General features: G+C 58.7%; 25 protein-coding genes and 2 pseudogenes. 11 read left to right on the top strand and 16 right to left on the bottom strand.

Annotated features, from left to right (window positions below; genetic code table 11):
- Together AC1DSG_RS10190 and yccS are read left to right on the top strand one after the other, a co-directional pair.
- Positions 1-628 (top strand): aminoacetone oxidase family FAD-binding enzyme (locus AC1DSG_RS10190; protein WP_477790766.1); only part of this gene is annotated, 628 nt, incomplete at its 5' end.
- 223 nt (positions 629-851) lie between these two features.
- Complete coding sequence (gene yccS, locus AC1DSG_RS10195; protein ID WP_477790767.1) at positions 852-3,035, top strand: YccS family putative transporter; 2,184 nt, start codon at positions 852-854, stop codon at positions 3,033-3,035.
- Between the two features lie 159 nt (positions 3,036-3,194).
- On the opposite strand, the gene AC1DSG_RS10200 is transcribed toward yccS, so the two are convergent.
- Complete coding sequence (locus tag AC1DSG_RS10200) at positions 3,195-3,932, bottom strand: substrate-binding periplasmic protein (protein ID WP_477790768.1); 738 nt, start codon at positions 3,930-3,932, stop codon at positions 3,195-3,197.
- A 256-nt stretch (positions 3,933-4,188) separates the two neighbouring features.
- Between AC1DSG_RS10200 and AC1DSG_RS10205 the strand changes: the two genes are divergently transcribed.
- Entirely contained in the window at positions 4,189-4,641 is a 453-nt protein-coding gene (locus AC1DSG_RS10205) for a GNAT family N-acetyltransferase (RefSeq protein ID WP_477790769.1), read from the top strand.
- 52 nt (positions 4,642-4,693) lie between these two features.
- Here AC1DSG_RS10205 and AC1DSG_RS10210 read toward each other — a convergent pair whose 3' ends face one another.
- From AC1DSG_RS10210 to AC1DSG_RS10220, 3 genes and pseudogenes are all read right to left on the bottom strand, one after another.
- Positions 4,694-4,990, bottom strand: coding sequence for a winged helix-turn-helix domain-containing protein (locus AC1DSG_RS10210; RefSeq protein WP_477790770.1), 297 nt, complete (start codon positions 4,988-4,990; stop codon positions 4,694-4,696).
- Between the two features lie 25 nt (positions 4,991-5,015).
- A complete protein-coding gene (locus AC1DSG_RS10215; protein ID WP_477790788.1) occupies positions 5,016-5,507 on the bottom strand; it encodes a M48 metallopeptidase family protein in 492 nt (163 codons plus the stop codon).
- Positions 5,508-5,587: 80 nt separating this feature from the next.
- Positions 5,588-5,776 (bottom strand): annotated as a pseudogene (locus AC1DSG_RS10220) (PAS domain-containing protein); the annotation flags it as partial.
- A 185-nt stretch (positions 5,777-5,961) separates the two neighbouring features.
- Between AC1DSG_RS10220 and AC1DSG_RS10225 the strand changes: the two are divergent.
- Positions 5,962-6,630 (top strand): polysaccharide lyase family 7 protein, encoded by a 669-nt coding sequence (locus tag AC1DSG_RS10225; protein WP_477790771.1) that lies wholly within the window; start codon positions 5,962-5,964, stop codon positions 6,628-6,630.
- Positions 6,631-7,270: 640 nt separating this feature from the next.
- Positions 7,271-7,519, top strand: a pseudogene (locus AC1DSG_RS10230) (fructose-bisphosphate aldolase); the annotation flags it as partial.
- Between the two features lie 40 nt (positions 7,520-7,559).
- Here the strand turns inward: AC1DSG_RS10230 and AC1DSG_RS10235 are convergent.
- The 8 genes from AC1DSG_RS10235 to tkt all read right to left on the bottom strand — a co-directional run bounded on the left by AC1DSG_RS10235 (position 7,560) and on the right by tkt (position 15,596).
- Entirely contained in the window at positions 7,560-8,831 is a 1,272-nt protein-coding gene (locus tag AC1DSG_RS10235; RefSeq protein ID WP_477790772.1) for a type II toxin-antitoxin system HipA family toxin, read from the bottom strand.
- Positions 8,824-9,075: a helix-turn-helix transcriptional regulator gene (locus AC1DSG_RS10240; RefSeq protein ID WP_477790773.1), complete on the bottom strand. Its 252-nt coding sequence runs from the start codon at positions 9,073-9,075 to the stop codon at positions 8,824-8,826. The genes AC1DSG_RS10235 and AC1DSG_RS10240 overlap by 8 nt, the downstream gene beginning before the upstream one ends.
- A gap of 164 nt (positions 9,076-9,239) precedes the next feature.
- Complete coding sequence (gene fba, locus AC1DSG_RS10245; protein ID WP_007945427.1) at positions 9,240-10,304, bottom strand: class II fructose-bisphosphate aldolase; 1,065 nt, start codon at positions 10,302-10,304, stop codon at positions 9,240-9,242.
- A gap of 227 nt (positions 10,305-10,531) precedes the next feature.
- Complete coding sequence (locus tag AC1DSG_RS10250; protein ID WP_477790774.1) at positions 10,532-10,864, bottom strand: MliC family protein; 333 nt, start codon at positions 10,862-10,864, stop codon at positions 10,532-10,534.
- A gap of 56 nt (positions 10,865-10,920) precedes the next feature.
- Positions 10,921-11,142, bottom strand: coding sequence for a hypothetical protein (locus AC1DSG_RS10255; protein WP_477790775.1), 222 nt, complete (start codon positions 11,140-11,142; stop codon positions 10,921-10,923).
- Positions 11,143-11,176: 34 nt separating this feature from the next.
- On the bottom strand, positions 11,177-12,340 hold the full coding sequence (locus tag AC1DSG_RS10260) for a phosphoglycerate kinase (protein WP_477790776.1): 1,164 nt from the start codon (positions 12,338-12,340) through the stop codon (positions 11,177-11,179).
- A gap of 17 nt (positions 12,341-12,357) precedes the next feature.
- Entirely contained in the window at positions 12,358-13,419 is a 1,062-nt protein-coding gene (gene epd / locus AC1DSG_RS10265; protein WP_477790777.1) for an erythrose-4-phosphate dehydrogenase, read from the bottom strand.
- Positions 13,420-13,598: 179 nt separating this feature from the next.
- Entirely contained in the window at positions 13,599-15,596 is a 1,998-nt protein-coding gene (gene tkt / locus AC1DSG_RS10270) for a transketolase (protein WP_477790778.1), read from the bottom strand.
- Positions 15,597-15,869: 273 nt separating this feature from the next.
- Here tkt and AC1DSG_RS10275 point away from each other — a divergent pair, with 273 nt between their 5' ends.
- From AC1DSG_RS10275 to AC1DSG_RS10290, 4 genes are all read left to right on the top strand, one after another.
- The gene (locus AC1DSG_RS10275; protein WP_477790779.1) at positions 15,870-16,865 is read left to right on the top strand and encodes an ArsR/SmtB family transcription factor; all 996 of its coding nucleotides are present in this window, start codon (positions 15,870-15,872) and stop codon (positions 16,863-16,865) included.
- A 17-nt stretch (positions 16,866-16,882) separates the two neighbouring features.
- Positions 16,883-18,073 (top strand): methionine adenosyltransferase, encoded by a 1,191-nt coding sequence (metK, locus tag AC1DSG_RS10280; RefSeq protein ID WP_477790780.1) that lies wholly within the window; start codon positions 16,883-16,885, stop codon positions 18,071-18,073.
- A 258-nt stretch (positions 18,074-18,331) separates the two neighbouring features.
- Positions 18,332-20,005 (top strand): NAD-dependent DNA ligase LigB, encoded by a 1,674-nt coding sequence (gene ligB, locus AC1DSG_RS10285; protein WP_477790781.1) that lies wholly within the window; start codon positions 18,332-18,334, stop codon positions 20,003-20,005.
- 98 nt (positions 20,006-20,103) lie between these two features.
- Complete coding sequence (locus tag AC1DSG_RS10290) at positions 20,104-20,499, top strand: DUF1090 domain-containing protein (protein WP_477790782.1); 396 nt, start codon at positions 20,104-20,106, stop codon at positions 20,497-20,499.
- A gap of 136 nt (positions 20,500-20,635) precedes the next feature.
- Here AC1DSG_RS10290 and AC1DSG_RS10295 read toward each other — a convergent pair whose 3' ends face one another.
- Positions 20,636-21,085 (bottom strand): c-type cytochrome, encoded by a 450-nt coding sequence (locus AC1DSG_RS10295; RefSeq protein ID WP_477790783.1) that lies wholly within the window; start codon positions 21,083-21,085, stop codon positions 20,636-20,638.
- Between the two features lie 128 nt (positions 21,086-21,213).
- Between AC1DSG_RS10295 and mltA the strand changes: the two genes are divergently transcribed.
- The gene (mltA, locus tag AC1DSG_RS10300) at positions 21,214-22,398 is read left to right on the top strand and encodes a murein transglycosylase A (RefSeq protein WP_477790784.1); all 1,185 of its coding nucleotides are present in this window, start codon (positions 21,214-21,216) and stop codon (positions 22,396-22,398) included.
- 145 nt (positions 22,399-22,543) lie between these two features.
- On the opposite strand, the gene AC1DSG_RS10305 is transcribed toward mltA, so the two are convergent.
- Both AC1DSG_RS10305 and AC1DSG_RS10310 read right to left on the bottom strand, forming a co-directional pair.
- Positions 22,544-22,927 (bottom strand): MAPEG family protein, encoded by a 384-nt coding sequence (locus tag AC1DSG_RS10305; protein ID WP_007945444.1) that lies wholly within the window; start codon positions 22,925-22,927, stop codon positions 22,544-22,546.
- A gap of 40 nt (positions 22,928-22,967) precedes the next feature.
- Positions 22,968-23,801 (bottom strand): EamA family transporter, encoded by an 834-nt coding sequence (locus tag AC1DSG_RS10310; protein WP_477790785.1) that lies wholly within the window; start codon positions 23,799-23,801, stop codon positions 22,968-22,970.
- Positions 23,802-24,019: 218 nt separating this feature from the next.
- Between AC1DSG_RS10310 and AC1DSG_RS10315 the strand changes: the two genes are divergently transcribed.
- Entirely contained in the window at positions 24,020-25,189 is a 1,170-nt protein-coding gene (locus tag AC1DSG_RS10315; RefSeq protein WP_477790786.1) for an MFS transporter, read from the top strand.
- Positions 25,190-25,192: 3 nt separating this feature from the next.
- Here AC1DSG_RS10315 and AC1DSG_RS10320 read toward each other — a convergent pair whose 3' ends face one another.
- The gene (locus AC1DSG_RS10320; protein WP_477790787.1) at positions 25,193-26,080 is read right to left on the bottom strand and encodes a formate/nitrite transporter family protein; all 888 of its coding nucleotides are present in this window, start codon (positions 26,078-26,080) and stop codon (positions 25,193-25,195) included.
- Positions 26,081-26,251 lie beyond the last annotated feature (171 nt).

A 26,251-nucleotide genomic window follows, 5' to 3' on the forward strand; every position in this document is an offset into this window, starting at 1 on the left:
GTTACCAACCCGCGCTGGCCTGGTGCCGTTCACCATCACCGATCAGCTCAAAGAACTTTGCACCGAGCTGTCCGGCACGTCGGTAGATTGCCTGGTGAGCTGCAATGATCAGAGTTTCCGCGAGAACATCCTGTTCACTCACCGCGGCCTCAGTGGCCCGGCGATTTTGCAGATTTCTTCGTTCTGGGAATCCGGCGACACGGTCGAGATCAACCTGATGCCAGACCACGACGCGCATGACTGGCTGCAACAGCAGCAAGCCGAACGTCCGAACAGCGAGCTGAAAACCCTGCTGGGGGAAATCTTCACCAAGAAGATGGCCAACCTGCTGGCGGACAACTGGTTCGTGTCCAAACCGATGAAGCAGTACACCCACGCGGAAATCGCCGACATCGCCGAAAAACTGGCGAGCTGGAAAGTGGTACCGGCCGGCACCGAAGGCTACCGCACCGCCGAAGTCACCTTGGGCGGCGTCAACACCAACGAAGTGTCGTCCAAAACCATGGAATCGCTGAAAAGCCCGGGTTTGTACTTCATCGGCGAAGTGCTCGACGTCACCGGACACCTTGGTGGTTTCAACTTCCAGTGGGCCTGGGCCTCAGGCTACGCCGCCGCGCAATACGCCTGACAAACACAAATCAAAAATGTGGGAGCGAGCCTGCTCGCGATAGCGGTGTAACAGTCGACAGAGATGTTGAATGTTGTGGCCTCATCGCGAGCAGGCTCGCTCCCAGATTGATCATGTGTGATATGAAGGAACAGATTTTGCTGTCAGATGTGATCGGCGCCATTGCGTCGGCGTCATTACTGGCTCAATTTAGCGTCATTGCCTCGGAAGGCCTTCGCACTTCATGTCATCGACTCCTCTCAGTCAGTCTCTGCGTCGCCTCTGGGCGCTGGATAAATTCAGCTACAGCGTGCGGGTATTCATTGCCCTGACCGGCAGCATGGCGGTCTGTTGGTATCAGGATGAAATGGGCCTGCTCATCCCGTTGTTCTTGGGGATCATCGCCAGCGCCCTGGCCGAAACCGACGACAGTTGGCAGGGCCGCCTCAACGCGCTCGCCGTCACACTGGTGTGTTTCAGCGTCGCCGCGTTCTCTGTCGAACTGCTCTTCCCCTACCCCTATATCTTCGTCATCGCCCTGTCCCTGGCCAGTTTTTGCCTGACCATGCTCGGCGCCCTCGGTGAGCGCTATGGCGCCATTGCCTCGGCGACGCTGATTCTGTCGGTCTACACCATGATCGGTGTAGACCAGCGCGGCGGCGCGGTCACCGATTTCTGGCATGAACCGGTGCTGCTGGTGGCTGGCGCGGCCTGGTACGGTTTGCTGTCAGTGCTGTGGCAGGCGATGTTTTCCAACCAGCCGGTGCAGCAGAGCCTGGCGCGGCTATTCCGTGAATTGGGCTATTACCTGAAATTGAAGGCGTCACTGTTCGAGCCGATCCGGCAAATGGACGTGGAAGCGCGACGCCTGGAACTGGYCCAGCAGAACGGACGCGTGGTGGCGGCCCTGAACGCCGCCAAGGAAATCATTCTGCACAGGGTCGGCAACGGGCGGCCGGGATCGAAAGTCAGCCGCTACCTGAAACTGTACTTCCTTGCACAGGACATCCACGAGCGCGCCAGCTCTTCGCATTACCCCTACAACGCACTCGCCGAGGCGTTTTTCCACAGCGACGTGCTGTTCCGCTGTCAGCGTCTGCTGCGTCAGCAAGGCAAGGCCTGCCGCGCCCTGGCCGAATCGATCCAGATGCGTCAGCCGTTCGTCTATGACGCGGGCTTTGCCGAAGCCCTGAGCGACCTGCACGCCTCCATCGAACACCTGCGCATCCAGAGCAACCCGGCCTGGCGCGGGCTGTTGCGTTCGCTGCGAGCGCTGGCGGCCAACCTCGCCACACTCGACCATTTGCTCAGCGATGCCAGCAACCCGGAAGCCCTGGCCGACGCCACCGACAGTAGCCTGCTGGACCGTTCGCCACACAGCCTCAAAGATGTGTGGGTACGCTTGCGCACGCAGCTGACGCCGACGTCGTTGCTGTTCCGCCATGCACTGCGTTTGCCCCTGGCGTTGAGCATCGGCTACGGCATGGTGCATTTGATTCACCCGTCGCAAGGCTACTGGATCATCCTGACCACGCTGTTCGTTTGCCAGCCGAACTACGGCGCCACCCGACGCAAACTCGGCCAACGGATCATCGGCACCGCAATCGGCCTGACGATGGCCTGGGCGCTGTTCGATCTGTTCCCCAATCCATTGATCCAGTCGTGCTTCGCGATTGCTGCCGGCGTGGTGTTCTTTATCAACAGAACCACGCGCTACACCTTGGCCACGGCCGCGATCACCTTGATGGTGCTGTTCTGCTTCAACCAGGTCGGCGACGGTTACGGGCTATTTCTACCGCGACTGCTCGATACCTTGCTCGGCAGCCTGATCGCCGGGCTCGCGGTGTTCCTGTTCCTGCCGGACTGGCAGGGCCGACGCCTGAACAAAGTGCTGGCCAACACCCTGACCTGCAACAGCATCTACCTGCGTCAGATCATGCAGCAATACGCCGCCGGTAAAAGCGACGACCTGGCGTATCGCCTGGCTCGACGCAACGCGCACAACGCCGACGCGGCGCTGTCGACGACGCTGGCCAACATGCTCATGGAGCCTGGGCATTTCCGCAAGGAAGCGGATGTCGGCTTTCGTTTTCTGGTGCTGTCGCACACGTTGCTCAGCTATTTGTCGGGCCTCGGAGCACATCGCGAAACCCCGCTACCACCGGATGTGCATGAGCAATTGATTGAGGGTGCCGGCGTGAGCCTGGCGGCGAGCATCGACGAAATCGCCCAGGGTCTGGCGAGCAAACAGCCGATTGCGATTCAGAGTGACGAGGAAGAGGCGCTGGCCAATTCGCTTGAACAGATGCCCGATGAAATCGATGAAGGGCAACGGCTGGTGCAGACGCAGTTGGCGTTGATTTGTCGGCAACTGGGGCCGTTGCGGACGCTGGCGGCGCATTTGATCAAAGATACCAGCGAGGCTTGAGTCTTTGAGTGGCTGGACGAGCCTAATCGCGAGCAGGCTCGCTCCCACAGTTAATCTCGGTCGTTCATAAAATATGTGATCGCTGGAGATCTAATGTGGGAGTGAGACCGGCTTGCCGGCGATGGGGCCATCAGCCACACCCAAGACTCAGGATCAGCCTCACATCCCATGCTGCTTCATCAACCGCGCATAACTGCCATCCGCCTTCATCTCGGCAATCTCGCGGTCAAAGCCGGCGACGATTTGCTCATGCAGTGGGTTCTTCAGACTGACCAATATGTGCAGGCTGTTCTCGCTCAACGGTTTGGGTAAAAACTCCACGGCATTGCGCACTTTGGATGATTCACGCGCCAAGTGATAACGGGCGACGTATTCATCCTCCAACGTCAACTTGACCCGATCCACCGCCAACATGCGTACCGCCATGGCAAAGTTATGCACCGGGACTTTCTGCAGTGACACGTCGTCATCGAACTCCGGCGAATAAGCGTAACCCCGCACGATCGCAATTGGATACGTGTGCAGTTGCTGCAAGCTGTTGTATTCGATGGGCGCGTCTTTGCGTTTCAGAAAGCGCACGCGGTTCAGCAGATACTCGCCGGAGAACTGGCCAAGCTGGGTGCGATCAGCGGTGTACCAGGCGTTGACCAGCACGTCATAGCGCCCCTCGCCCACACCCATCAAGGCTCGCGCCCAAGGCACTTGTTCGAAATCACTGGCATAACCGGCCCGGGCCAGCGCGGTACTGACGAGATCCGTCGCCAATCCACCATTGACCAGGGTGGCGTCGGTAAAGGGTGGCCAGGCATCGGCGACCAGACGCAGTTTTTCCGCCGCCGCGCCCTGTGTCAGTAACAGCAATACGATCAAAGCAGAAGCTCGATGCAATCGCGACATGCTAGAAAATCCTTAGCGGGCGGGTTACCCGGCGTGTTTTTCAGCCCAAACTCCAAGACCCATGTACCGACAGCCAGGTATTCGACATAGCCCATTGAAGCCACAACACAGCGCTTCATTGCAGGTTACACAAAGATGACAACGCCGCCCGAAATGAATGATGGCATTTTGGACTTTGTCACAGATTTTCCTGCCATAAAGACAACTGCCCTCAGGACGCTTAGTATCGGAGCGACGATGTTCAAGGAGCGTGAAAATGACAATCGACTGGATCTGCAGACACCACAGCGACCTGGGTAAAGAACAGCTGTACGCCATTCTGCAATTGCGCGCAGAGGTGTTCGTCGTCGAGCAGAAATGCATCTATCAAGACATCGATGGCCAGGACCTGGAAGGTGACACTTGCCATTTGATGGCGTGGGACGAGAATCGGCTGGTGGGCTACCTGCGCTTGCTCGACCCGCAGTTGCAAGGTGGCGATGTGGTGATTGGCCGGGTGATTGTTGCCCCGGCGGCACGTGGCACCGGAATTGGGCACGAGCTGATGGCGCAGGCGTTGAAGCAGGCTGAGAAGCACTGGCCGGACATGCCGGTATATCTGTCGGCCCAGGCGCATTTGCAGGGGTATTACGGACGGTATGGGTTTGTGGTGGCGGGTGAGGAGTATATCGAGGACGGTATTCCGCATATCGGGATGCGTCGCCTTTAAGGGCCCCATCGCGGGCAAGCCCGCGATGGCGTCAGTTGCCGCACCACAGATACTAGGGGTACTCCAGTACCTCTTTAATCTTCAGCAAATTGCACTCGATCCACCCCCGATCAATCGCCCCCCACTCACGAATCCGATAGTGCCCCGCATGATTGCGTGCGCCCTCTTCCTGCTCGAACTCGCAAACAATGTCCAGATCCGCCAACGCCGCAATCGTGTCCTGTGCCGTGCGCCGAGGCATGCCGGTGACCTCGGTCAAGGCCGGGACGCTGCTCGCCAGCCCGCTGTCGATCAGGTACGCCACGTACAACCGGCGATAGAAACTGCTCTTGGTCTTGCTGACTTCCATTCAAAGACTCCCGGCTGTTGATCCGTTATTGCATGTCCCGCCAGGTCAGGTATACCCGCAGGTCAAACTCCACCTGGTGATAACCCGGCAGCATGTGTTCGCAGAGTTTGTAGAACGCCTTGTTGTGATCGGACTCTTTGAAGTGCGCCAGTTCATGCACCACGATCATTTTCAGAAACTCCGAAGGCGCTTCCTTGAACAGCGAGGCCACACGAATTTCTTTCTTGGCCTTGAGCTTGCCGCCCTGCACCCGAGAGATGGTTGTGTGCAAGCCAAGGGCGCGATGGGTGAGGTCCAGACGGTTGTCGAACAACACTTTGTCGATGGCCGGGGCGTTACGCAGGTATTCCTGCTTGAGGTCCAGCGCATAGGTATACAGCGCTTTGTCGCTCTGTACACCGTGCTTTTCCGGGTAGCGCTTGCCCAGGTAGTCGCCCAGCCGATCTTCGGCGATCAGCTGGCGCACTTGATCCTGCAATGCAGCAGGATAGGCCTGGAGGTATTTCAACGCGGTCATTGGGGCGGCAACACGAATCACGAAAAGGTCGCCAGTGTAGCGAATTCGACTGTTCAGTGCGCTCCAGTCGAACAGCTGCACAAAGTCGTCGACATCCTCGGCCATATCAAAAACTCGGAATCCGCCCAAACCGGGATATGCGGTTTTTGCAGGAAATCCAGAAACTCTTTGGCATGCAGCTCTTGCACTGCAGCATTGAGCAGCGCGATGGCCGGGTTGGCAAAACGGATCAGCCCGTCCTCACTCACCACCAGAATGCCTTCAGCCGACTAACGGTCGGCCCTGCAGGCCCCGAAAACCGGGCGAGATGGCATTTCGACAGGATGTTGACGTCAATCATCTGCCATTTTGGCCTTATCAAATTGGTCTTCAACGCTTATAAAGACCGCCCTCCAATACGCGCACTAGAGCTTCTGGCACGTGCGTGCAGTCAAAATTTGTGGAAGCTTTGTCTATGATCGATCTCGCAACCTGGAACCTCAGCGTTCCTGTGGGCAATCCGCCGTACACCGTCGAAACCGCCAAACTGGTGGACGGCTTCAAGGACCAATACTTCCATTCCGACACCGGCACCTTGTTTTTCTGGGCACCGGTAACGGGTTCGCGCACCGAAAATGCCATCTACCCTCGCACCGAACTTCGCGAAACCTACAGCAATGGCACCCTGAAAAACTGGTACCACCCGGACGCCGACAATTTTCTTCGCGCGACCCTGGCGGTGAATCAAGTGCCCAGTTCGGGGAAAATCGTCATTGGACAGATCCATGCCTATAAAAGCCAGAAACCCATGGTGAAGGTTGAATACCAGTACAAGACCAGTACCTCCACCGGCAATATCGTCGCCAAAGTGCGCATGCGTCCGGATGATGATGAAGGCCGAGTGATCACCATTGCGACGGGCGTGAAGCTGGATCAGGAGTTTTCCTACCTGATTCATCTGAGTCCGGGAGGTGCATTGGGCATCAGTGCGGCGGGGTATCAGTGGGATACCGAGATCAGCGCGACCTGGCGTGATAAACCGCTGTACTTCAAGGCCGGGGTTTATGTGCAGGACAACACCGGATACACCAGCGAGGGTGGGAAGGTGACGTTCAGCAAGCTGGATATTGATCACGACAAATAATCCATCCAGAAAACAACTCACTCCCTGTAGCAGCTGCCGAGCAGCGCGAGGCTGCGTCCGAGGACGAAGTCCTCGCAATCCCGGCAAACCCGGCTCGCCTGAATGAATACGTTGCCTGATTGACGACTGCTGCGCAGCCGAACGCAGCCTCGCAGGCTCGACAGCTGCTACAGCGTCCGAAAAACGCGTAGGACACCTCCGACCGTGGCGAGGGAGCTTGCTCCCGCTGGGCTACGAAGTAGCCCTAAACCCTGCCGCCAAATTCTTCAGACCCGCCACATCGCCCGGTTTTATTGCGGCTGCGTCGCAACCCAAGTCCAAGCTGCCTAACCAAAAGGCCGGATTGGCGTCCTACAGCCCAGTTGCGGCTACCCGAATCGCTGCCTAGAGTTGGCCTGTCGCCGACATCGTTGGCGATAGGGTTTCGCAGCCCTAGCGATACGTGTAGTAACCTAGCGCCTCGAAAAAGACGGGCACCTCAGCACTCGTCCTCCTTTTTTACGGTGGCTGTGTGTGGGAGACCTTCGGGTCTGCCGGGTTCCTCGTATCCCTGGTCTGCGAACCCGCACATAGCTACCACCCCATTCGTTTCGCAGCGAACGGCAGTAGCTCTTCTTTCAGATACGAGGAAGATTTACTTATGACAATGAACAATCCGTCCCGGCGCTTCACCCCAATGTCCCAACTGGCCACCGACTATCCCGTCCTGCTCATCGACAGTGACGCCCCGCTACGCGAACTCCACAACTGCGTCAGCGAACGCCTCAACGCTGTCCTCAAGTACCTGAACCTTATGGCCTGCACCAGCCTGCCCGACTACGCCGAAAACGATATAAACACTGTCACCAACATTGCCCGGATTCTGGTTCAGGATATAGCTGATGTGTTTGCGCACGAATTGCTAGTGGGTGATCGCGCCCGACCGAAAATCAAATGCTCCCCTTGCCAACAGGTTGACGCCTCAGCCCTGACGCAACAGTTTCATTCAGCGCCGCCACCCGCCCCGCATCCCATTCGCGCTGCATATCCGCAAACAGCTCTCCATCAACACGACTCCGATTAGCCGCCAACGCTTGAGTCATCGCCTCGGCAATCCGCTCAATGATCAAGGCCGGCCTATCCACCGCGCAGTGCTTTCGACCGAACTCAATCAACTGCTGACGATTCGGATAGCTTTTCACTTTGTTCATCTTGATGGCCAAAGTACGGCCTACCAATGAGCGACCGGATTTGGGGTTGTAGTTTTCATAGACGGTCGTGGTCGTGACATCGAAGACCGGCGCCAATTGCACCGTTTCGAGCGCGTCAGGATGGGTGTAAATCACCCCGAAATTCTTCAGGTGTGCGTCTCCGTTACGCACCATGACCGACAGACAAACCGAAGAGTAAAAACGCTCCAGTTCACGTATCGGATCGCCATGTCGGCAGATCTGGCCAATCACGGCGGCAAGGGTTTCGTAGCTTTGGGAGTACTTATAGTTGTCATGGGGATCCTTGTTGAGCCCCAAAAGGACGGCCATATCTTCAAACCCGAGCCGACCGGAAGCGGTCAGATCGAATCGCTCCATCACAAACAGCTCACCGTTTTCAGACAACCAGAATGGTGGTGTTTCCAGCCCGGCAAGACGGGCCGCTTCCAGGCAGAGAAATTCGTTTTGAGCCAGATGTGCGTACTCATCGGCGCCTGACTTAACAATCAGATCGGAGCTGAGCATGGTTTTTCGGCTACCGGTGAGCTTGTCCAGATCGGGCACCAGCACCTTGGGTTGCACACCTGAAATACCCGACTCGAAGTAAGTATCAACGAGGAACTCGAAGACACCTTGCGAGGCATCCGCAGACAGGATGTCTTGCAACCCGACCTGAGCCCGGACGGACACGGGTGACGCTATCGGGTTCTGGTAGGTGAGGCGCCCGATTTGATTCCCTCCGATGACCGATAACAGGCGCATTTCATCCACCTGCATATGCTTGGCCATCCGACGTTTGATCTGATCGGCCAGAAACCCTTCAGGCACATTCATATCGAAAATCGGATGCAGCACGTTGCTCACCGTGGGCGTCGGGTCATAGGGCATGACCAGTGAGACTTCCCTGGGTGCATCGGCGGATTGGTAGGCAAACGAAAACTGTGAGCCCTTGGACAGCTCGCCCGAAAAGCCCTGCGGTGTCATGACGTTGAGCAGCTTGACCTTACTCATCGTGCTCTACCAGATCAGCAAGGGATTTGAGGTCAATTCGGTTATCAACAATTTCAAACGCCATGCCCAGCGCGGATAGCACCCTGAACGCAGTGTAAAGCGCGACATTTTCACCGGCCTCAAGGTCGATGATGGTTTTACGGCTGCATTGTGCCCTGTGCGCCAGTATTGCCTGGCTATAGCCTTTGGCGCGTCGCAACTGGCGGACTCTTTCACCGAACACCGAGGGGTTGTGCAAGAGCATGAGTGTCACCTATAACGGACTTTTTTAGCTAATATTCTTATTATGTTCACTATAAGTGACATTTCAAGCGCCTTACGTCAGGCGGTATCCAGGTCAAAAATCCCCCGTCATAAAAAAACCCGCCTCTCGGCGGGTTTTTTTATGCGACTCAAACGCTGAAGGTCTTAGTTAACCTTGGCGTTCAACTCACCCTTCAAATAACGCTGATACATCCCTTCCAGCGAGATCGGCTTGATCTTCGAAGCATTACCAGCCGTACCGAACTGGTTATAACGGTCGATACAAACATCACGCATCGCAGTGACGGTCGCGCCAAAGAACTTACGCGGGTCGAACTCGCTCGGGTTGGTGGCCATCAGGCGACGCATCGCGCCGGTGGACGCCAGACGCAGGTCGGTGTCGATGTTGACCTTACGCACGCCGTGCTTGATGCCTTCAACGATTTCTTCAACCGGCACGCCGTAGGTTTCTTTGATGTCGCCGCCGTACTGGTTGATGATCGCCAGCCACTCTTGCGGAACCGAAGAAGAACCGTGCATCACCAGGTGGGTGTTCGGAATGCGTTTGTGGATTTCTTTAATGCGGTCGATGGCCAGTACGTCGCCGGTAGGCGGCTTGGTGAACTTGTACGCGCCGTGGCTGGTGCCGATGGCGATGGCCAGTGCGTCGACCTGGGTGCGTTTGACGAAGTCAGCGGCTTCTTCCGGGTCGGTCAGCATTTGGCTRTGATCCAGAACGCCTTCGGCGCCGATGCCGTCTTCTTCACCGGCCATGCCGGTTTCCAGCGAACCCAGGCAGCCCAGCTCGCCTTCTACCGAAACGCCGCAGGCGTGAGCCATGGCTACGGTTTGTTGGGTAACGCGCACGTTGTAGTCGTAGTCGGTCGGGGTCTTGCCGTCTTCGCCCAGGGAACCGTCCATCATCACCGAGCTGAAGCCCAGTTGGATGGAGCGCTGGCAGACGTCAGGGCTGGTACCGTGGTCCTGGTGCATGCACACCGGGATGTGCGGGAATTCTTCGATTGCCGCCAGGATCAGGTGACGCAGGAACGGGGCGCCGGCGTATTTGCGAGCACCGGCCGAAGCCTGGACGATCACCGGGGAGTCAGTCTTGTCAGCGGCTTCCATGATGGCGCGCATCTGCTCAAGGTTGTTGACGTTGAAGGCTGGAACGCCGTAGCCGAACTCGGCTGCGTGGTCCAGCATCTGGCGCATGCTGATAAGTGCCATTGTGTATGTCTCTCCCGGTTTGGGTCGTTAATCGTGCCAGCCTGCCGTAGCGGCGGCGGCTATTCAAGTTATTGCAGATCGGGGGTTGGTCCGGGCTGCGAATTCGGTGCTGCATCCATTCCCTGTAAGAGCCGGCTTGCCGGCGAAGGCGTCCGCCGGGACACCACATGCCTCAAGGGCCTCTTCGCTGGCAAGCCAGCTCCTACAGGTTTTGCATTGGTTTCGTCTTACTGCGCTTTACAACCGCGGCCAATCAAATCATTGGTGGCGACCCAGTACACCAGGCCTTCCTCACCTTTTACGTGAAACGCCAGCATGTCGTTGCTGTACAGCGAACCTTCGGCGCCCGGTTCAAGCTTCAGGCGATAGACCTGATCGACCCCGCCGAGACGCACGTCGACTTCCTTGCGGCTGTCGTCGGTGTATCGCCACAGCACTTTGGCCTGGCTGTCGCAGGTCCAGGTGGTCCAGTTATCCACCGGAGCGGACGACTGGAACAGGTTCAACTGAGCGCAACCGGCCAGCAACGCCAGCGCCGTAACGGCGATAAAACCTTTCATCCATGTTCCTCGACTGACGGCGCACGCCGCCAGCCCTGAGTAATGAGTCAGACCCGTCAAGGACAACCATGTTCCTTGGCGGGTGTCTGTGTCTCGTATTTATCCAGGCCATCCGGTCCGGAACGCTTGTTGAGCACAGGATTGGTTTCCGCTTGCCAGTCAGCCTGGTAGCAGCCTTTTTCCTGAGTCTGCGGCGCCGGGTCCGGCGTGGCTTTCGGGTTACTCCCACAAGCCGCCAACAGGCCCGCTGCGATCAACAGCGTTAGCGTCTTGACCATGTAAACACTCCTTTGCCTGGTCAAACGGGCGGCCTCAGGCCTTGGCCCGGCTTTCCAGGACTTCAACAGCTGGCAGCACTTTGCCTTCGACGAATTCGAGGAACGCGCCGCCACCGGTAGAAATGTAGGAGATCTGATCCGCAACGCCATATTTATCGATGGCCGCCAGGGTGTCGCCGCCGCCAGCGATGGAGAACGCCGAGCTTTCCGCGATGGCCTGGGCCAATACTTTGGTGCCGTTGCCGAACTGGTCAAATTCGAACACGCCTACCGGGCCGTTCCACAAAATGGTCTTGGACGACTTCAGCAGCTCGGCGAAATTTGCCGCGGTCTGCGGGCCGATGTCCAGGATCATGTCGTCGGCGGCCACGTCAGCGATCAGCTTGACGGTAGCAGTGGCGCTCTCGGCGAATTCCTTGGCAACCACGACGTCGACCGGCAGCGGCACACTGACCTTGGCGGCGATGGCGCGAGCGGTATCCAGCAGGTCCGGTTCGTACAGGGACTTGCCAACCGGGTGACCGGCTGCCGCCAGGAAGGTGTTGGCGATGCCGCCGCCGACGATCAACTGATTGCAGATCTGGCTCAGGCTGTTCAGTACGTCGAGTTTGGTCGAGACCTTGGAACCGGCAACGATGGCCGCCATTGGCTGGGCCGGGGCGCCGAGGGCCTTGCCCAGTGCGTCCAGTTCAGCAGCCAGCAGCGGGCCAGCGGCAGCGACTTTGGCGAACTTGGCCACGCCGTGGGTCGAACCCTCGGCGCGGTGAGCGGTGCCGAAGGCGTCCATCACGAACACGTCGCACAGGGCGGCGTATTGCTGGGCCAGTTCGTCAGCGTTCTTTTTCTCGCCTTTGTTGAAGCGCACGTTTTCGAACAGCACGATCTCGCCGGCCTTCACGTCAACGCCGCCCAGGTAATCGGCCACCAGCGGCACTTCGCGACCCAGAGCCTTGCTCAGGTAATCAGCGACTGGCTTGAGGCTGTTCTCAGCGGAGAACTCGCCTTCGGTCGGACGGCCAAGGTGCGAGCAGACCATCACGGCCGCGCCTTTTTCCAGGGCCAGCTTGATGGTCGGCAGCGAAGCCAGGATTCGCGCATCGCTGGTGACAACACCGTCCTTGACTGGAACGTTGAGGTCTTCGCGGATCAGTACGCGCTTACCTTGCAGATCGAGGTCGGACATCTTCAACACGGTCATGGGTCGCAATTCCTGAGTTACTGTTTTGGAGAAGCTGTTGGAGTAGCTGTTTGCAGATAGTGTTCTGCAACGTCCAGCATTCGGTTGGCAAACCCCCATTCGTTATCGAACCAGGCCAGGATGTTCACCAGCCGTGGGCCGGAAACTCGGGTCTGACTGGCATCGACAATCGCCGAATGTGGGTCATGGTTAAAATCACAACTGGCGTGAGGCAACTCGGTATAGGCCAGCAGGCCTTTGAGCGGGCCAGTGGTAGCGGCCTCGCGCAGGATCCGGTTGACCTCGGTGGCGTCGGTGTCGCTGACGGTCTGCATCGTAATATCGAGGCAAGACACGTTAACCGTCGGCACGCGTACGGCTTTGGCCTGAATTCGCCCGGCAAGTTCCGGCAGCAGGCGTTCGATGCCCCGCGCCAGACCAGTGGACACCGGGATCACCGACTGGAACGCCGAACGGGTGCGACGCAGGTCTTCGTGGTGATAGGCGTCAATGACCGGCTGATCGTTCATCGCCGAGTGAATGGTGGTGATCGACACGTATTCCAGACCGATCGCCTGATCCAGCAGGCGCAACAGCGGCACGCCGCAGTTGGTGGTGCAGGACGCGTTGGACACCAGCAGCTCGTCGCCGGTCAGGCAATCCTGGTTCACGCCATAGACGATGGTGGCGTCGACATCCGCCTCGCTGGCCATCGGCTGGGAAAACAGCACACGCGGCGCGCCGGCGTCGAGGAATCGCTGGCCATCGGCACGTGTGTGATAAGCGCCGGAGCACTCCAGCACCAGATCGACGCCCAGCGACGCCCAATCGATGCCTTCGGGGGTGGCACTGCGCAGGACCTTCACGCAGTCGCCATTAATATGCAGACAATCGCCGTCGACCTTCACTTCACCAGGAAAACGCCCGTGAGTGGAGTCGAAGCGTGTCAGGTATTCGATGCTGGCCATGTCAGCCAGATCGTTGATCGCGACAATTTCAAACCCGGCCTTCTCGCCTCGCTCAAACAACGCACGCAAGACGCAACGACCAATCCGGCCATAGCCGTTGAGTGCAACTTTGTAAGGACGCGGTTGAGGCATGGGGTTCTCGATAGACACAGTCAGACGAAACTCTTGTGTGCAACGCAACCCTTGTAGGAGCTGGCTTGCCAGCGAAGGGGCCATCAGCCTCAGCATGAGTGCTGCCTGGGACGGACGCCTTCGCTGGCAAGCCAGCTCCTACAGGGATTGCGGTGACCGAGGCCACCGCATTCGCGCTTTTAGTCTTCCAACAGCTCTTCAGCCTGACCCAGGATGTTTTCCAGGGTGAAGCCGAACTCTTCGAACAAGGCAGGCGCAGGCGCCGACTCGCCGTAGGTGGTCATGCCGATCACACGGCCTTCCAGGCCTACGTACTTGTACCAGTAGTCCGCGTGGGAAGCTTCGATGGCAATACGGGCGCTGACCTGCAACGGCAGAACCGCTTGCTTGTAGCCAGCATCCTGAGCATCGAACACGCTGGTGCAAGGCATCGAAACAACACGCACCTTGTGACCCTGTTCGGTCAGCTTGTCGTAAGCCTGAACCGCCAGGCCGACTTCGGAACCGGTGGAGATCAGGATCAGCTCCGGCTCGCCGTCGCAGTCCTTGAGTACATAACCACCACGGCTGATGTCGGCGATCTGGCCGGCATCACGGGTTTGGTGCTGCAGGTTCTGACGCGAGAAGATCAGGGCCGAAGGGCCGTCTTTACGCTCCAGTGCGTACTTCCAGCACACCGCCGATTCAACGGCGTCGGCTGGACGCCAGGTATCGAGGTTCGGCGTGCAGCGCAGGCTGGCCAGTTGCTCGATTGGCTGGTGAGTCGGCCCGTCTTCGCCCAGACCGATGGAGTCGTGGGTGTAGACGTGGATCACACGCTGCTTCATCAGGGCCGACATGCGCACCGCGTTGCGCGCGTATTCCATGAACATCAGGAAAGTCGCGCCGTAAGGCACCAGGCCGCCGTGCAGGGCAACGCCGTTCATGATTGCGGTCATGCCGAACTCGCGCACGCCGTAGTACATGTAGTTGCCGCTGGCGTCTTCGGCGGTGACGCCTTTGCAACCTTTCCACAGGGTCAGGTTGGAACCGGCCAGGTCAGCCGAACCGCCGAGGAATTCAGGCAGCAATGGGCCGAATGCGTTCAGGGCGTTCTGGCTGGCTTTACGGCTGGCGATAGTTTCGCCCTTGGCGGCCACTTCGGCGATGTAGGCCGAGGCTTTTTCGCTGAAGTCAGCCGGCAGCTCACCGCTCAGGCGACGGACCAGCTCGTTGGCCAGTTCAGGGAACTCAGCAGAGTAGGCAGCAAAACGCTGGTCCCACTCGGCTTCAGTCGCTTTACCAGCTTCCTTGGCGTCCCACTCGGCGTAGATATCAGCCGGGATTTCGAACGGACCGTGATTCCACTTCAGCGCCGCACGGGTCAGGGCGATTTCCGCGTCACCCAATGGGGCGCCGTGGCAGTCTTCCTTGCCTTGCTTGTTCGGCGAACCGAAACCGATGGTGGTCTTGCAGCAGATCAGGGTTGGCTGGTCGCTTTTGCGCGCAGTCTCGATCGCGGTCTTGATCTCTTCCGGGTCATGACCGTCGACGTTGCGGATCACCTGCCAGTTGTAGGCTTCGAAACGCTTCGGGGTGTCGTCGGTGAACCAGCCTTCGACTTCGCCGTCGATGGAGATGCCGTTGTCATCGTAGAAAGCGATCAGCTTGCCCAGGCCCAAAGTACCGGCCAGGGAGCCGACTTCGTGGGAGATGCCTTCCATCATGCAGCCATCACCCAGGAACACATAGGTGTGGTGGTCGACGATGTTGTGACCCGGACGGTTGAACTGCGCCGCCATGACTTTTTCAGCCAGGGCAAAACCCACGGCGTTGGCCAGGCCCTGGCCCAGTGGACCGGTGGTGGTTTCAACGCCCGGGGTATAGCCGAGTTCCGGGTGGCCCGGGGTGCGGCTGTGCAGTTGGCGGAACTGCTTGAGGTCATCAATCGACAGGTCGTAGCCGGTCAGGTGCAGCAGCGAGTAGATCAACATCGAACCGTGGCCGTTGGACAGCACGAAGCGGTCACGGTCGGCGAACGATGGATTGCTCGGATTGTGCTTGAGGTAGTCACGCCAAAGTACTTCGGCGATATCCGCCATACCCATAGGGGCACCGGGATGGCCGCTGTTGGCCTTTTGCACGGCATCCATGCTGAGGGCACGAATGGCGTTGGCACGCTCACGACGGCTTGGCATCGCTGTTCTCCTGCGGGTTCTGTAACGAGAGTGAATAAAACGAAATGGAAAAAAGGCGAGCATTTTCCCTCACCGGGCCGCCTCGGGGCAATGACAGATAGTCATCTGGAGGCGTTTTTCCATTTGATAACGACGGTTTCGACGGGTGAAACCTTTCCGCTGTTCATTTGTTGACTGAACCTGACGCCGAGAAGTGCCATCTATCGAGCAATATCAAAACTTTTTGATATTGCTCTTGCAGGGATTTCGGCCCGTCACTAGACTGCCGGCCTTATGAATTTACCCGCGCCTTCCATTCAACATGACCATTGCGACGAACTGGCGGCCCTCTGCAAGGCCGGCGGCGACCCTCTGCGCCTGAATGTATTGCGTGCACTGGCCAACGATTCGTTCGGCGTACTGGAACTGGCGCAGATCTTCGGCATCGGTCAGTCCGGCATGAGTCATCACCTCAAGGTATTGGCCCAGGCCAGCCTGGTGGCGACCCGCCGTGAAGGTAACGCGATTTTCTACCGTCGCGCCCTGCCCCATACCGACCTGCTGGGTGGCAAGCTGCACGCCGCGCTGCTGGAAGAAGCGGACAACCTGACCCTGCCGGCCGATGTGCAATCGCGGATTGGTCAGGTGCATGGGCAACGAGCGGCGGCCAGCCAGGACTTTTTCTCACGGGTCGCGGAGAAGTTTCGCGCCCAGCAAGACTTGATCGCCGGCCTGCCGCAGTACCGCGAAAGCGTGGTGGCCTTGCTCGACAAGTTGAGTTTCAGCACCGGCGCCACGGCCATTGAAGTCGGCCCCGGTGACGGCGAGTTTCTGCCGGAACTGGCGCGCCGTTTCACTGAAGTCATCGCGCTGGACAACAGCCCGGCGATGCTCGAACTGGCCCGCCACGTCTGTGAACGTGAAAAGCTGGCTAACGTCCGCCTGCAACTGGCCGATGCATTGAACGGTGTAGGCCTTCAAGCCGATTGCGTTGTACTGAACATGGTCTTGCACCATTTCGCCGCACCGGCCGAAGCACTCAAGCACATGGCCAACTTGCTGCAACCGGGCGGCAGCCTGCTCGTGACAGAGTTATGTAGCCACAACCAGAGTTGGGCCAGGGAGGCCTGCGGTGATCTCTGGTTGGGGTTTGAACAGGACGATTTGGCCCGTTGGGCCACCGCTGCGGGACTCGCTCCCGGGGAAAGTCTCTATGTAGGCTTACGTAACGGTTTCCAGATCCAGGTCCGCCACTTTCAGCGACCGACTGGCGACACTCACCATCGGTAAATTCAGGAAACATCGAGATGAGCGAATACTCCCTCTTCACCTCCGAGTCCGTGTCTGAAGGACATCCGGACAAAATCGCCGACCAGATTTCCGATGCGGTGCTGGACGCCATCATTGCTGAAGACAAGTTTGCCCGTGTAGCGGTCGAGACACTGGTAAAAACCGGCGTTGCAATCATCGCCGGTGAAGTCACCACCTCAGCCTGGGTCGATCTGGAAGAGATCGTGCGTAACGTCATTCTGGACATCGGCTACGACAGCTCCGATGTCGGCTTCGACGGCGCCACTTGCGGCGTGATGAACATCATCGGCAAGCAGTCCCCTGACATCAACCAGGGTGTTGACCGCGCCAAGCCTGAAGATCAGGGTGCCGGCGACCAGGGCCTGATGTTCGGCTACGCCAGCAACGAAACCGACGTGCTGATGCCAGCACCGATCACCTTCTCGCACCAACTGGTTCAACGCCAGGCCGAAGCCCGTAAATCCGGCCTGCTGCCTTGGCTGCGCCCGGACGCCAAGTCGCAAGTGACCTGCCGTTACGAAGGCGGCAAGGTTGTCGGTATCGACGCCGTTGTACTGTCGACCCAGCACAACCCTGACGTGTCGTACAAAGACCTGCGCGAAGGCGTGATGGAGCTGATCGTCAAGCACGTACTGCCTGCCGAACTGCTGAGCAAAGACACCCAGTTCCACATCAACCCGACTGGCCAGTTCATCATCGGCGGCCCGGTTGGCGACTGCGGTCTGACTGGTCGCAAGATCATCGTCGACAGCTACGGCGGCATGGCCCGTCACGGCGGTGGCGCGTTCTCCGGTAAAGATCCATCGAAGGTTGACCGCTCGGCCGCCTACGCCGGTCGTTACGTGGCCAAGAACATCGTTGCTGCCGGCCTGGCCGAGCGCTGCGAGATTCAGGTTTCCTACGCGATCGGTGTTGCTCAGCCTACGTCGATCTCGTTGAACACCTTCGGCACCGGCAAAATCAGCGACGACAAAATCGTCAAACTGGTTCGCGAAGTGTTCGACCTGCGTCCATACGCAATCACCACCATGCTCAACCTGCTGCACCCGATGTACCAGGAAACCGCTGCGTACGGCCACTTCGGTCGCACCCCGGCCACCAAGACCGTGGGCGACGATACATTCACCACGTTCACCTGGGAAAAAACCGACCGCGCCGACGACCTGCGTCTGGCTGCCGGTTTGTAAGACTTCCCTGGCGGTACCCAAAGCCCTGCACGGTTCGCCGTGTGGGGCTTTTTATTGCGTTATTGCGCGAAACCCAACAAATCGCAGCCTCGTTTCACTCGACAGCTCCTACAGGGATTTGTGTAGCAGCTGTCGAGTGAAACGAGGCTGCGAGCTTTTGATCTCCCCGCCTCGAAACACACCGAAAAACATCGTCGCTGCCGACGCCCGAAAGCTGGCTAACCTTGAAAGCACCCCACTAGAGCAAGGACGCTCACGATGCTTCTACACCTGTTGTCCACTGCCATCCTGACGTTGTTTTGCCTGAGCGCAAACGCAGCCGACTGCCCCGATTGGCCACCCGCCCGCGCGCTGGACGAAATTACCGCCTTGCAAAAACAAATCGACCTTTGGGACGACCACTATCACCGGGGCGGACGCTCACTGGTGGCCGACGAAATCTACGATCAGTCCCGCGCGCAATTGATCGAATGGCGTGAGTGCTTTGACCTGGGCCTGGCGCCCGAACCCTTGCGCACTGCCAGTGGCCAGACAGCCCATCCCATCGCCCACACGGGCCTGGACAAACTCCGTGATGAACAGGCCGTGGAAAACTGGCTGAGCGATCATAAGGGCCTCTGGATACAACCCAAGGTCGATGGCGTGGCCGTGACTTTGATCTATCGCGATGGCCTGCTGCACCAAGCCATCAGCCGTGGCGACGGCGTGAACGGACAGGACTGGACTGCCTCGGCACGATTGATCTCCGGCATTCCTCGGCAACTGGCCCAATCAGTGGATTTGCTGGTGCAAGGCGAACTCTATTGGCATCTGACTGACCACGTACAAGCCAAGGCCGGCAGCCTCAATGCCCGCTCCACCGTGGCCGGCCTGATGGCCCGCAAGACGCTCCCCCCTGAACACGCTACTGGCATCAGGCTGTTTGTCTGGGACTGGCCACAAGGCCCGGCCAATCTGCCCGAGCGTATCGCGACTCTGGATGAGTTGGGCTTCCCGAGCATTGCGCCCTACAGCCAACCGATCCAGACATTGGCGGATGCCCAACGCTGGCGCGATCACTGGTATCGCTCGCCCCTGCCTTTTGCCAGTGACGGTGTCGTCCTGCGCCAAATTCAGCGCCCCTCGGCTGAACGCTGGCAGGCAAAATCACCCTACTGGGCCGTCGCCTGGAAATACCCCTTCGCACAGGCACTGGCGCAGGTGCAAAAAGTCGAGTTCAAGATTGGCCGCACCGGTCGGATCACACCGGTACTGAACCTGACACCGGTGATGCTTGATGACCGGCAGATCAAGCGCGTGAGTGTCAGCTCACTGCGGCGCTGGGAGGAGCTGGACATCCGTCCCGGCGATCAGGTGTCGATCAGCCTCGCCGGACTGACCATTCCCAGGCTCGACAGCGTTGTACTTCGTAACATCGAACGCCCTGAGTTGAATGTTCCTATGGCAGCCGACTTCCATCTTTTGAGTTGCTGGAAGCCGACACCGGGGTGCGAAAGCCAATTCCTTGCACGACTGGCCTGGCTCAGTGGAAAGCAGGGGCTGGCCTTACCTCATGTCGGCCCCGGTACCTGGGAGAAACTTTTAGAAACAGGGCGCCTGAATGGCCTTCTGGATTGGTTGACCTTCGACGCTCAAGAGCTTGCTACCATTAACGGCTTCGGCGAACGCAGCAGTGCTCGTCTTTTAAACAGTTTCAACAGTGCTCGACAGCGTCCTTTCAGTCGTTGGTTGAAAGCCTTGGGTTTACCTCCGACGGGACAGGCGCAGCTTGCCAATTCTTGGCAGGAAATGGCGAATCGAAGCACCGAACAATGGCAGGCTGAAGCCGGGATCGGCCCGGGACGTGCGGCCCGACTGAGCGCATTTTTTCGCGATCCGCAGGTCCTGGCCTTGAGTGAAACATTACGAGTTGCCGGAATTGACGGTTTCTAGAGACCGACAATGCCCGGCAGCCCGGGAACCCCTAGGTGCCGATGTGCTCAAACGCCCATCGCCACAATGACCCGCTTGCCTTTGCGCATGGAGCTTTTATGAAATTTCTTTCACCGCTCGCCCTGCTGACCCTTTGCAGCGTGCTGGCCGCTCCACTGATGGCCGCTGAAGAAGTGCCAGAGCTGACCGGCTGCGCTGCCAAGAAGCAAGGCATTATTAACCAGATTGAACTGGCCAAGTCACACGGCAACGCCGAGCAGCAGGCAGGCCTGGAAACCGCCCTGAGCGAAGTCACGGCTCATTGCACCGACGCTTCGCTACAGAAAGAACGAGAAAACAAAGTCCTCGACGCCAGGCATGAAGTCAGCAAGCGTCAGGCCGACCTCGACAAAGCCATGAAGAAAGGTGACCCCGAGAAGATCAACAGCCGCAAAGACAAACTCGCCGAGTCACGCAAGGAATTGCAGGATGCGCTAGACGAGCTGGATAAGTAAGCCGTTTTGCAGCGATCGCTCCCACGCTCTGCGTGGGCATGCAGCCGTGACGCTCCGCGTCACTGGACGCGGAGCGTCCCTTGAGGCATTCCCACGCAGAGCATGGGAACGATCAACTCGACCAGCCAAGCGAGAATCAATGATCCCGAAATTGTTTATGGCACGCACTGCAGGCATCTTCAACTTTCTGCACCGCCGGCCCAAGGTTGCTGGCCTTGTAAGGCTGAACCTGGCTGGCGATCACCAATTCACCGGTGGCGGCTTCAAGGTTGCGGGACATTTCCTGAAAACGTGCCTGCTGTTGCCAGACATTGTCCTTGGCGCTGGTGTGATCTTCTTCGCGCACCTGTGGAAAATGTTTCCACGGTTCACGGGACAGCGCATCGAGCTTCACGGCGCCGTCGGCGAATTTCGGGCCATCAAACGCAATGCGACCACGTAACATGCCGCCCAGGTCTTCACCGGTCTTGAGCATCTGCTTGAAGATTGCCTTGCGTTGACCCAGCGGCGAATTCGGGTCGACACCGCCACAAGCGGACAACATCAGGCACGCCAGCAATACAACAGAAAGTCTTTTAAGAATCATGGTGGCTTCAGGTCACGGGAAACGGCGGCCAGTATCCTCGTGTCATCGACAAAGACCAATAGCCCTATTATCAATACGGGTTGTTTGAGCGCATGGAGCACTCGGGCGACCAGCAAAGGAACTACTCCATGAACAGCCGCTTCAAGGCATGGTGTCACCCCCTCGCGTGGACTCTTCCAATGGTGGCCGTACTCGCCGGCTGCACCGGCGGCGATAACAACAAGCCAAAAACCCACGCACTGGCCACCTATTCCAGTGCCACCTGGGAAGCGCTGCCGGCGGTGTCCGACAACGACCTGGTCGCCGGTTTTGGTTCGTGGCGCAGCGCGTGCAACCGACTCAAGGCCGACCCGGTCTGGGGCACGACCTGCGCGGCATCCGCCAACGTGGCGCTAACCGCCCCTGATATCCGCAAATTTCTGAAACAGAATCTGGATGTCTATGGCCTAYGCGCCGCCAATGACAACCCCAACGGCTTGATTACCGGCTACTACGAACCGGTCTACCCTGGCAGCCTGACCCAAACCACGACGGCAAACATCCCGGTCTACGGCGTACCCGAGGACATGATCATTGTCTCGCTGGACAGCGTCTATCCGGAACTCAAGGGCAAACGCCTGCGCGGTCGACTTGAAGGACGAGTACTCAAGCCATACGACGATGCGGCAACGATCGGGACCAAAGGGGTCAAGGCGCCAGTGGTTGCCTGGCTGACTGATCCGATGAACCTGCAATTCCTGCAAATCCAGGGGTCGGGGCGTATCCAGCTCGATGACGGTCGCCAGCTGCGCATCGCTTACGCGGACCAGAACGGCCATCCGTATCGGCCCATCGGTCGCTGGCTGGTGGAGCAAGGCGAGCTGAAGAAAGAAGACGTGACCATGGGCGCGATCAGCACGTGGGCCAAAGCCAATCCGACACGCATTCCCGAGTTGCTGGCCAGCAATCCTAGCTATGTGTTTTTCACCCGTAACCCGGACAGCAACGAAGGGCCTCGCGGCTCGCTGAATGTGCCGTTGACGGCGGGATATAGCGCAGCAGTGGACCGCAAGGTGATTCCGCTGGGTAGCCTGTTATGGCTGTCCACCACCAAACCTGACGGCACTGCACTGGTTCGTCCGGTGGCGGCTCAAGATACTGGCGGCGCGATTGCCGGCGAGGTCCGTGCGGACCTGTTCTGGGGCACAGGCGAGGCGGCCGGGCAACTGGCCGGGGACATGAAGCAGCAAGGGCAAATCTGGATGCTGTGGCCTAAAGGTGCGGCTTTGCCGCAGGTGCCTCAGGTGGCTGATGCGGCGAAGACCAATCCTTGAGTCCTGTAGCGACTGACAGATAGCTTTCGCGAGCAGGCTCGCTCCCACAGGGGATCTTCGGTGAATACAACATGCGTGACCGAACACAGTCCAGTGTGGGAGCGAGCCTGCTCGCGAAGGGGCCGGTAAAACCAATGAAGCTCTGTCAGACCGACACCACAAAGAAACTCACAATCAACCCCATCCCCACAAACCACACCAACGACCGCAAAATCGCCCAGTCCGCCAGATAGCAAATGATGTACAGCAACCGGCTGGTGATGAATAACACCGACAGCACATTGATCGTCACCAGCTCGGCATTGCCGGCCAGGTGCGCGACAATCACCGCCGCCGCGAATGCCGGGGTTACTTCAAAACTGTTCAGTTGCGCGGCATGCGCGCGCCTGCCCAAACCCTCCAGCGAATCGAGAAAATCCCGAGGATCATGGTTGTCTTTCAGCCTGTACCCACCACTGGCCTTGGCAACACCCGTGCAGATATACGGCAGGAAAATCGCGATCAAAATGCACCACAGGGCAACCGTCATAAAGCAGTCCTTTTTTTAGTTTTAGTAATTCGGGTTTCGTTTAAAACTTCATCACCAACATGCCGATCAACACTAGCCCACAGGCCAGAAGTCGTGGCCGGCCGAACGGTTCTTTCAGGTAGCGCATGCCGAACAGCACCACCAGAATCACGCTGATTTCACGTAGCGCAGCGGCTTCAGCAATCGAGCCCAGCTGCATCGCCCACAGCACCAGAGCGTAACTGAACAACACGCAAAATCCGACCGCCAGCCCCAGCCGCCATTGCTCGCGCCAGAACAGCATGAACGCCGGCCGTTTGCGCACCAGCGCCAATAATGGAAACGGCCAGGCACTGAGCAGTGTGACCCAAACCAGGTAATCCAGCGGGTGCGCCCAGCGTCTCAATGCCTGGCCGTCGATGAAGGTATAACAACCGATGCACAGTCCGATCAGCGCCACCACCGGCAGCATCGACCACGGCAAACGCGCACCACCCCCACCCTGCCACAGCAGGCAAAGCATGCCGAACGGGATCAGCAAAATCCCGAAAATCTGCTGATTCGTCAGCACTTCCCCGGCGAAGACCAGCGTCAGGGCCAGCACCACCAACGGCGACAGTCCGCGCATCAACGGATAAACCAGTCCCAGATCACCGACCCGATAGGCCTGGATCAGCAGATAGCGATAGAGCAATTCGAACGCCGCCGACGCCAGGATCCATGGCCAGATTTCAACCGGCGGCAGGCTCACAAATGGCAACATCACGGCGACAAACAACATCGCCACGCTGTCCATGCAGGCCACCACCAGCAAGCGTTCCGCACTGAATTTGATCAGCGTATTCCACGCTGCGTGCAACAGCGCTGCTACTAACACCAGTGTTGTTGCAAGCACGGCACACTCCCTTCTTTGTTTTTGTTCCCTGCGGGAAGCGCCCGGAGAATTGATTCGCCATATGTCTGCAGCTGTTTATACTGCACGCGACCACGCCGCACTCAGTTGCGCACAGACTAATTCCAATAATTTCTGTCCATGCCCGCTCTCACCGAGAACGGTCATCGGCATGCGTATGCCTGATCACAGCGTCAAGACTACCGACAGAGACCTTGCGCATGCCACTCGCCTTGCTTGCCCTCGCTGTTGCCGCATTCGGCATCGGCACCACTGAATTCGTCATCATGGGCCTGCTGCCCGATGTCGCTCGCGACCTCGCCGTCAGCATCCCGAACGCCGGCCTGCTGATCACCGGCTATGCCCTGGGCGTGGTGTTCGGCGCACCAATCCTTGCGGTCGGCACCGCCAACATGCCGCGCAAGTCGACATTACTGGGAATGACGCTGATGTTCATCCTCGGCAACGTCCTGTGTGCCATGGCGCCGAATTACGCCACATTGATGGCTGCCCGCGTAGTCACGGCGCTGTGCCATGGTGCGTTCTTCGGTATCGGTTCGGTGGTCGCGGCTGGCCTGGTCGCACCGAACAAACGGGCACAAGCCATTGCAATGATGTTCACCGGCCTGACGCTGGCCAATGTGCTGGGCGTGCCATTAGGCACCGCGCTTGGGCAGTACGCCGGCTGGCGCTCGACCTTCTGGGCGGTCTCGGTGATTGGTGTGATTGCTGCGATCGCGCAATGGCGCTGGCTGCCGAAACACATCGCCATGGACAAGGCCAATCTGGCCAGCGAGTTCAAGGTGCTGGGCAAGCTCAATGTGTTGCTTGCGCTGGGCATGAGCGTGCTGGCGTCGACCAGTCTGTTCAGCGTGTTCACCTACATCGCGCCGATCCTGCAAGACATCACCGGCGTCAGTCCGCATGGCGTGACTATCATGCTTTTGCTGTTTGGCGTGGGTTTGACGGCCGGCAGTATGCTCGGCGGTCGACTGGCGGACAGACGTTTACTGCCTTCGCTGGTCGGCATGGCGCTAGCCGTGCTGGTGGTGCTGGCGGCGTTCACGCAGACCAGCCACTCGGTGATTCCGGCGGCGATCACACTGGTGCTGTGGGGGATTTTTGCTTTCGCCCTGTGCCCGATCCTGCAACTGCTGATCATCGATCAGGCGCACGAAGCGCCGAACCTCGGCTCTACGTTGAATCAGAGTGCGTTCAATCTTGGCAACGCGGCGGGCGCGTGGATTGGCGGGCTGGTGGTAGCCAGTGGTGCCGACCTGGCGGACCTGCCGTGGACCGGTGCACTGGTCAGTGGCCTGACCGTGCTGACGGCGCTGTTCTTCATCTACCTGCAGCGTCGCCATGTGYCGGCAGTCAATGTGCCTGGCTGACCGCTACTTCTTTACCCGCTGCGGGTCAGGTTCATCGGCCTGACTCGCATCTTTCTTCGGCGGCCCACTCTCGCTGCGAATCTGCGCATGACTGATCAGCGCAAAGATAAAGCTGCCACCGATGATATTCCCCGCCAGCGTCGGCCCGGCGAACACCAGCCAGAAATCCCTCCACGGCAACTCGCCGGCAAACACCAGGTACGACACCTCGGCGGAGCCGACCACGATGTGGGTGAAATCACCCAGCGCCATGAGGTAGGTGATGAGGATGATGATCCACATCTTTGCGCTCTCCATGGATGGAATCATCCACACCATGGTGGCGATCATCCAGCCCGAGACGATGCCCTTGGCGAACATCTGGCTGGCATGGTTTTCCATGACTTTGCGGCCGATTTCGAGAAAAGCCAGATCGGTTTTTGTGTCGAAAATCGGCAGGTTCAGCATCACGTAGGCCACCAGCAACGTACCGCACAAGTTGCCCACCAGTACCACCGTCCACAGGCGCAGCAATCGGCCGAAGTTGTTCAATGTGGGCTTGGTCATGATGGGCAACACGGCGGTCAGGGTGTTTTCGGTGAACAACTGCTGACGGGCGAGGATCACCGCGAGAAAACCGGCGCAGTAGCCGAAACTGGCGATTACCTTGAAGTGCTCACCGTCCGGCAATCGTGAGTTAAGCAAACCCATGGCCATCAGCGACAGGCCCATGGTCAGGCCGGCGGCCAGCGCCGACCACCACAAGGCGGCGACGCTACGCTCGAGCTCCTGATCGCCCTGGGTACGGATGATTTCATGCAGCACCGCTGCACGGGGTGGCTGGTTTTTGTCGACTTCGTGCCGTTCTTCAGCCGAGAGGTTCGGGGTCTTGCCGTCTTTTGGGGTGTCCATAGCGTTCCTGAACCGGTGGCGTGTCATTTAGGTACGACACGCGTGGTTCGGCGCTGTTCAGTGGTCAGTTAAATCCTCGCTTACATGCAGACCGCCATCGCGAGCAGGCTCGCTCCCACACTTAATCGCTGTCGAGCACAAAAGCTGTGTTCGCTGAAGATCCAATGTGGG

The sequence above is a fragment of the Pseudomonas sp. P5_A12 genome, assembly GCF_056400685.1.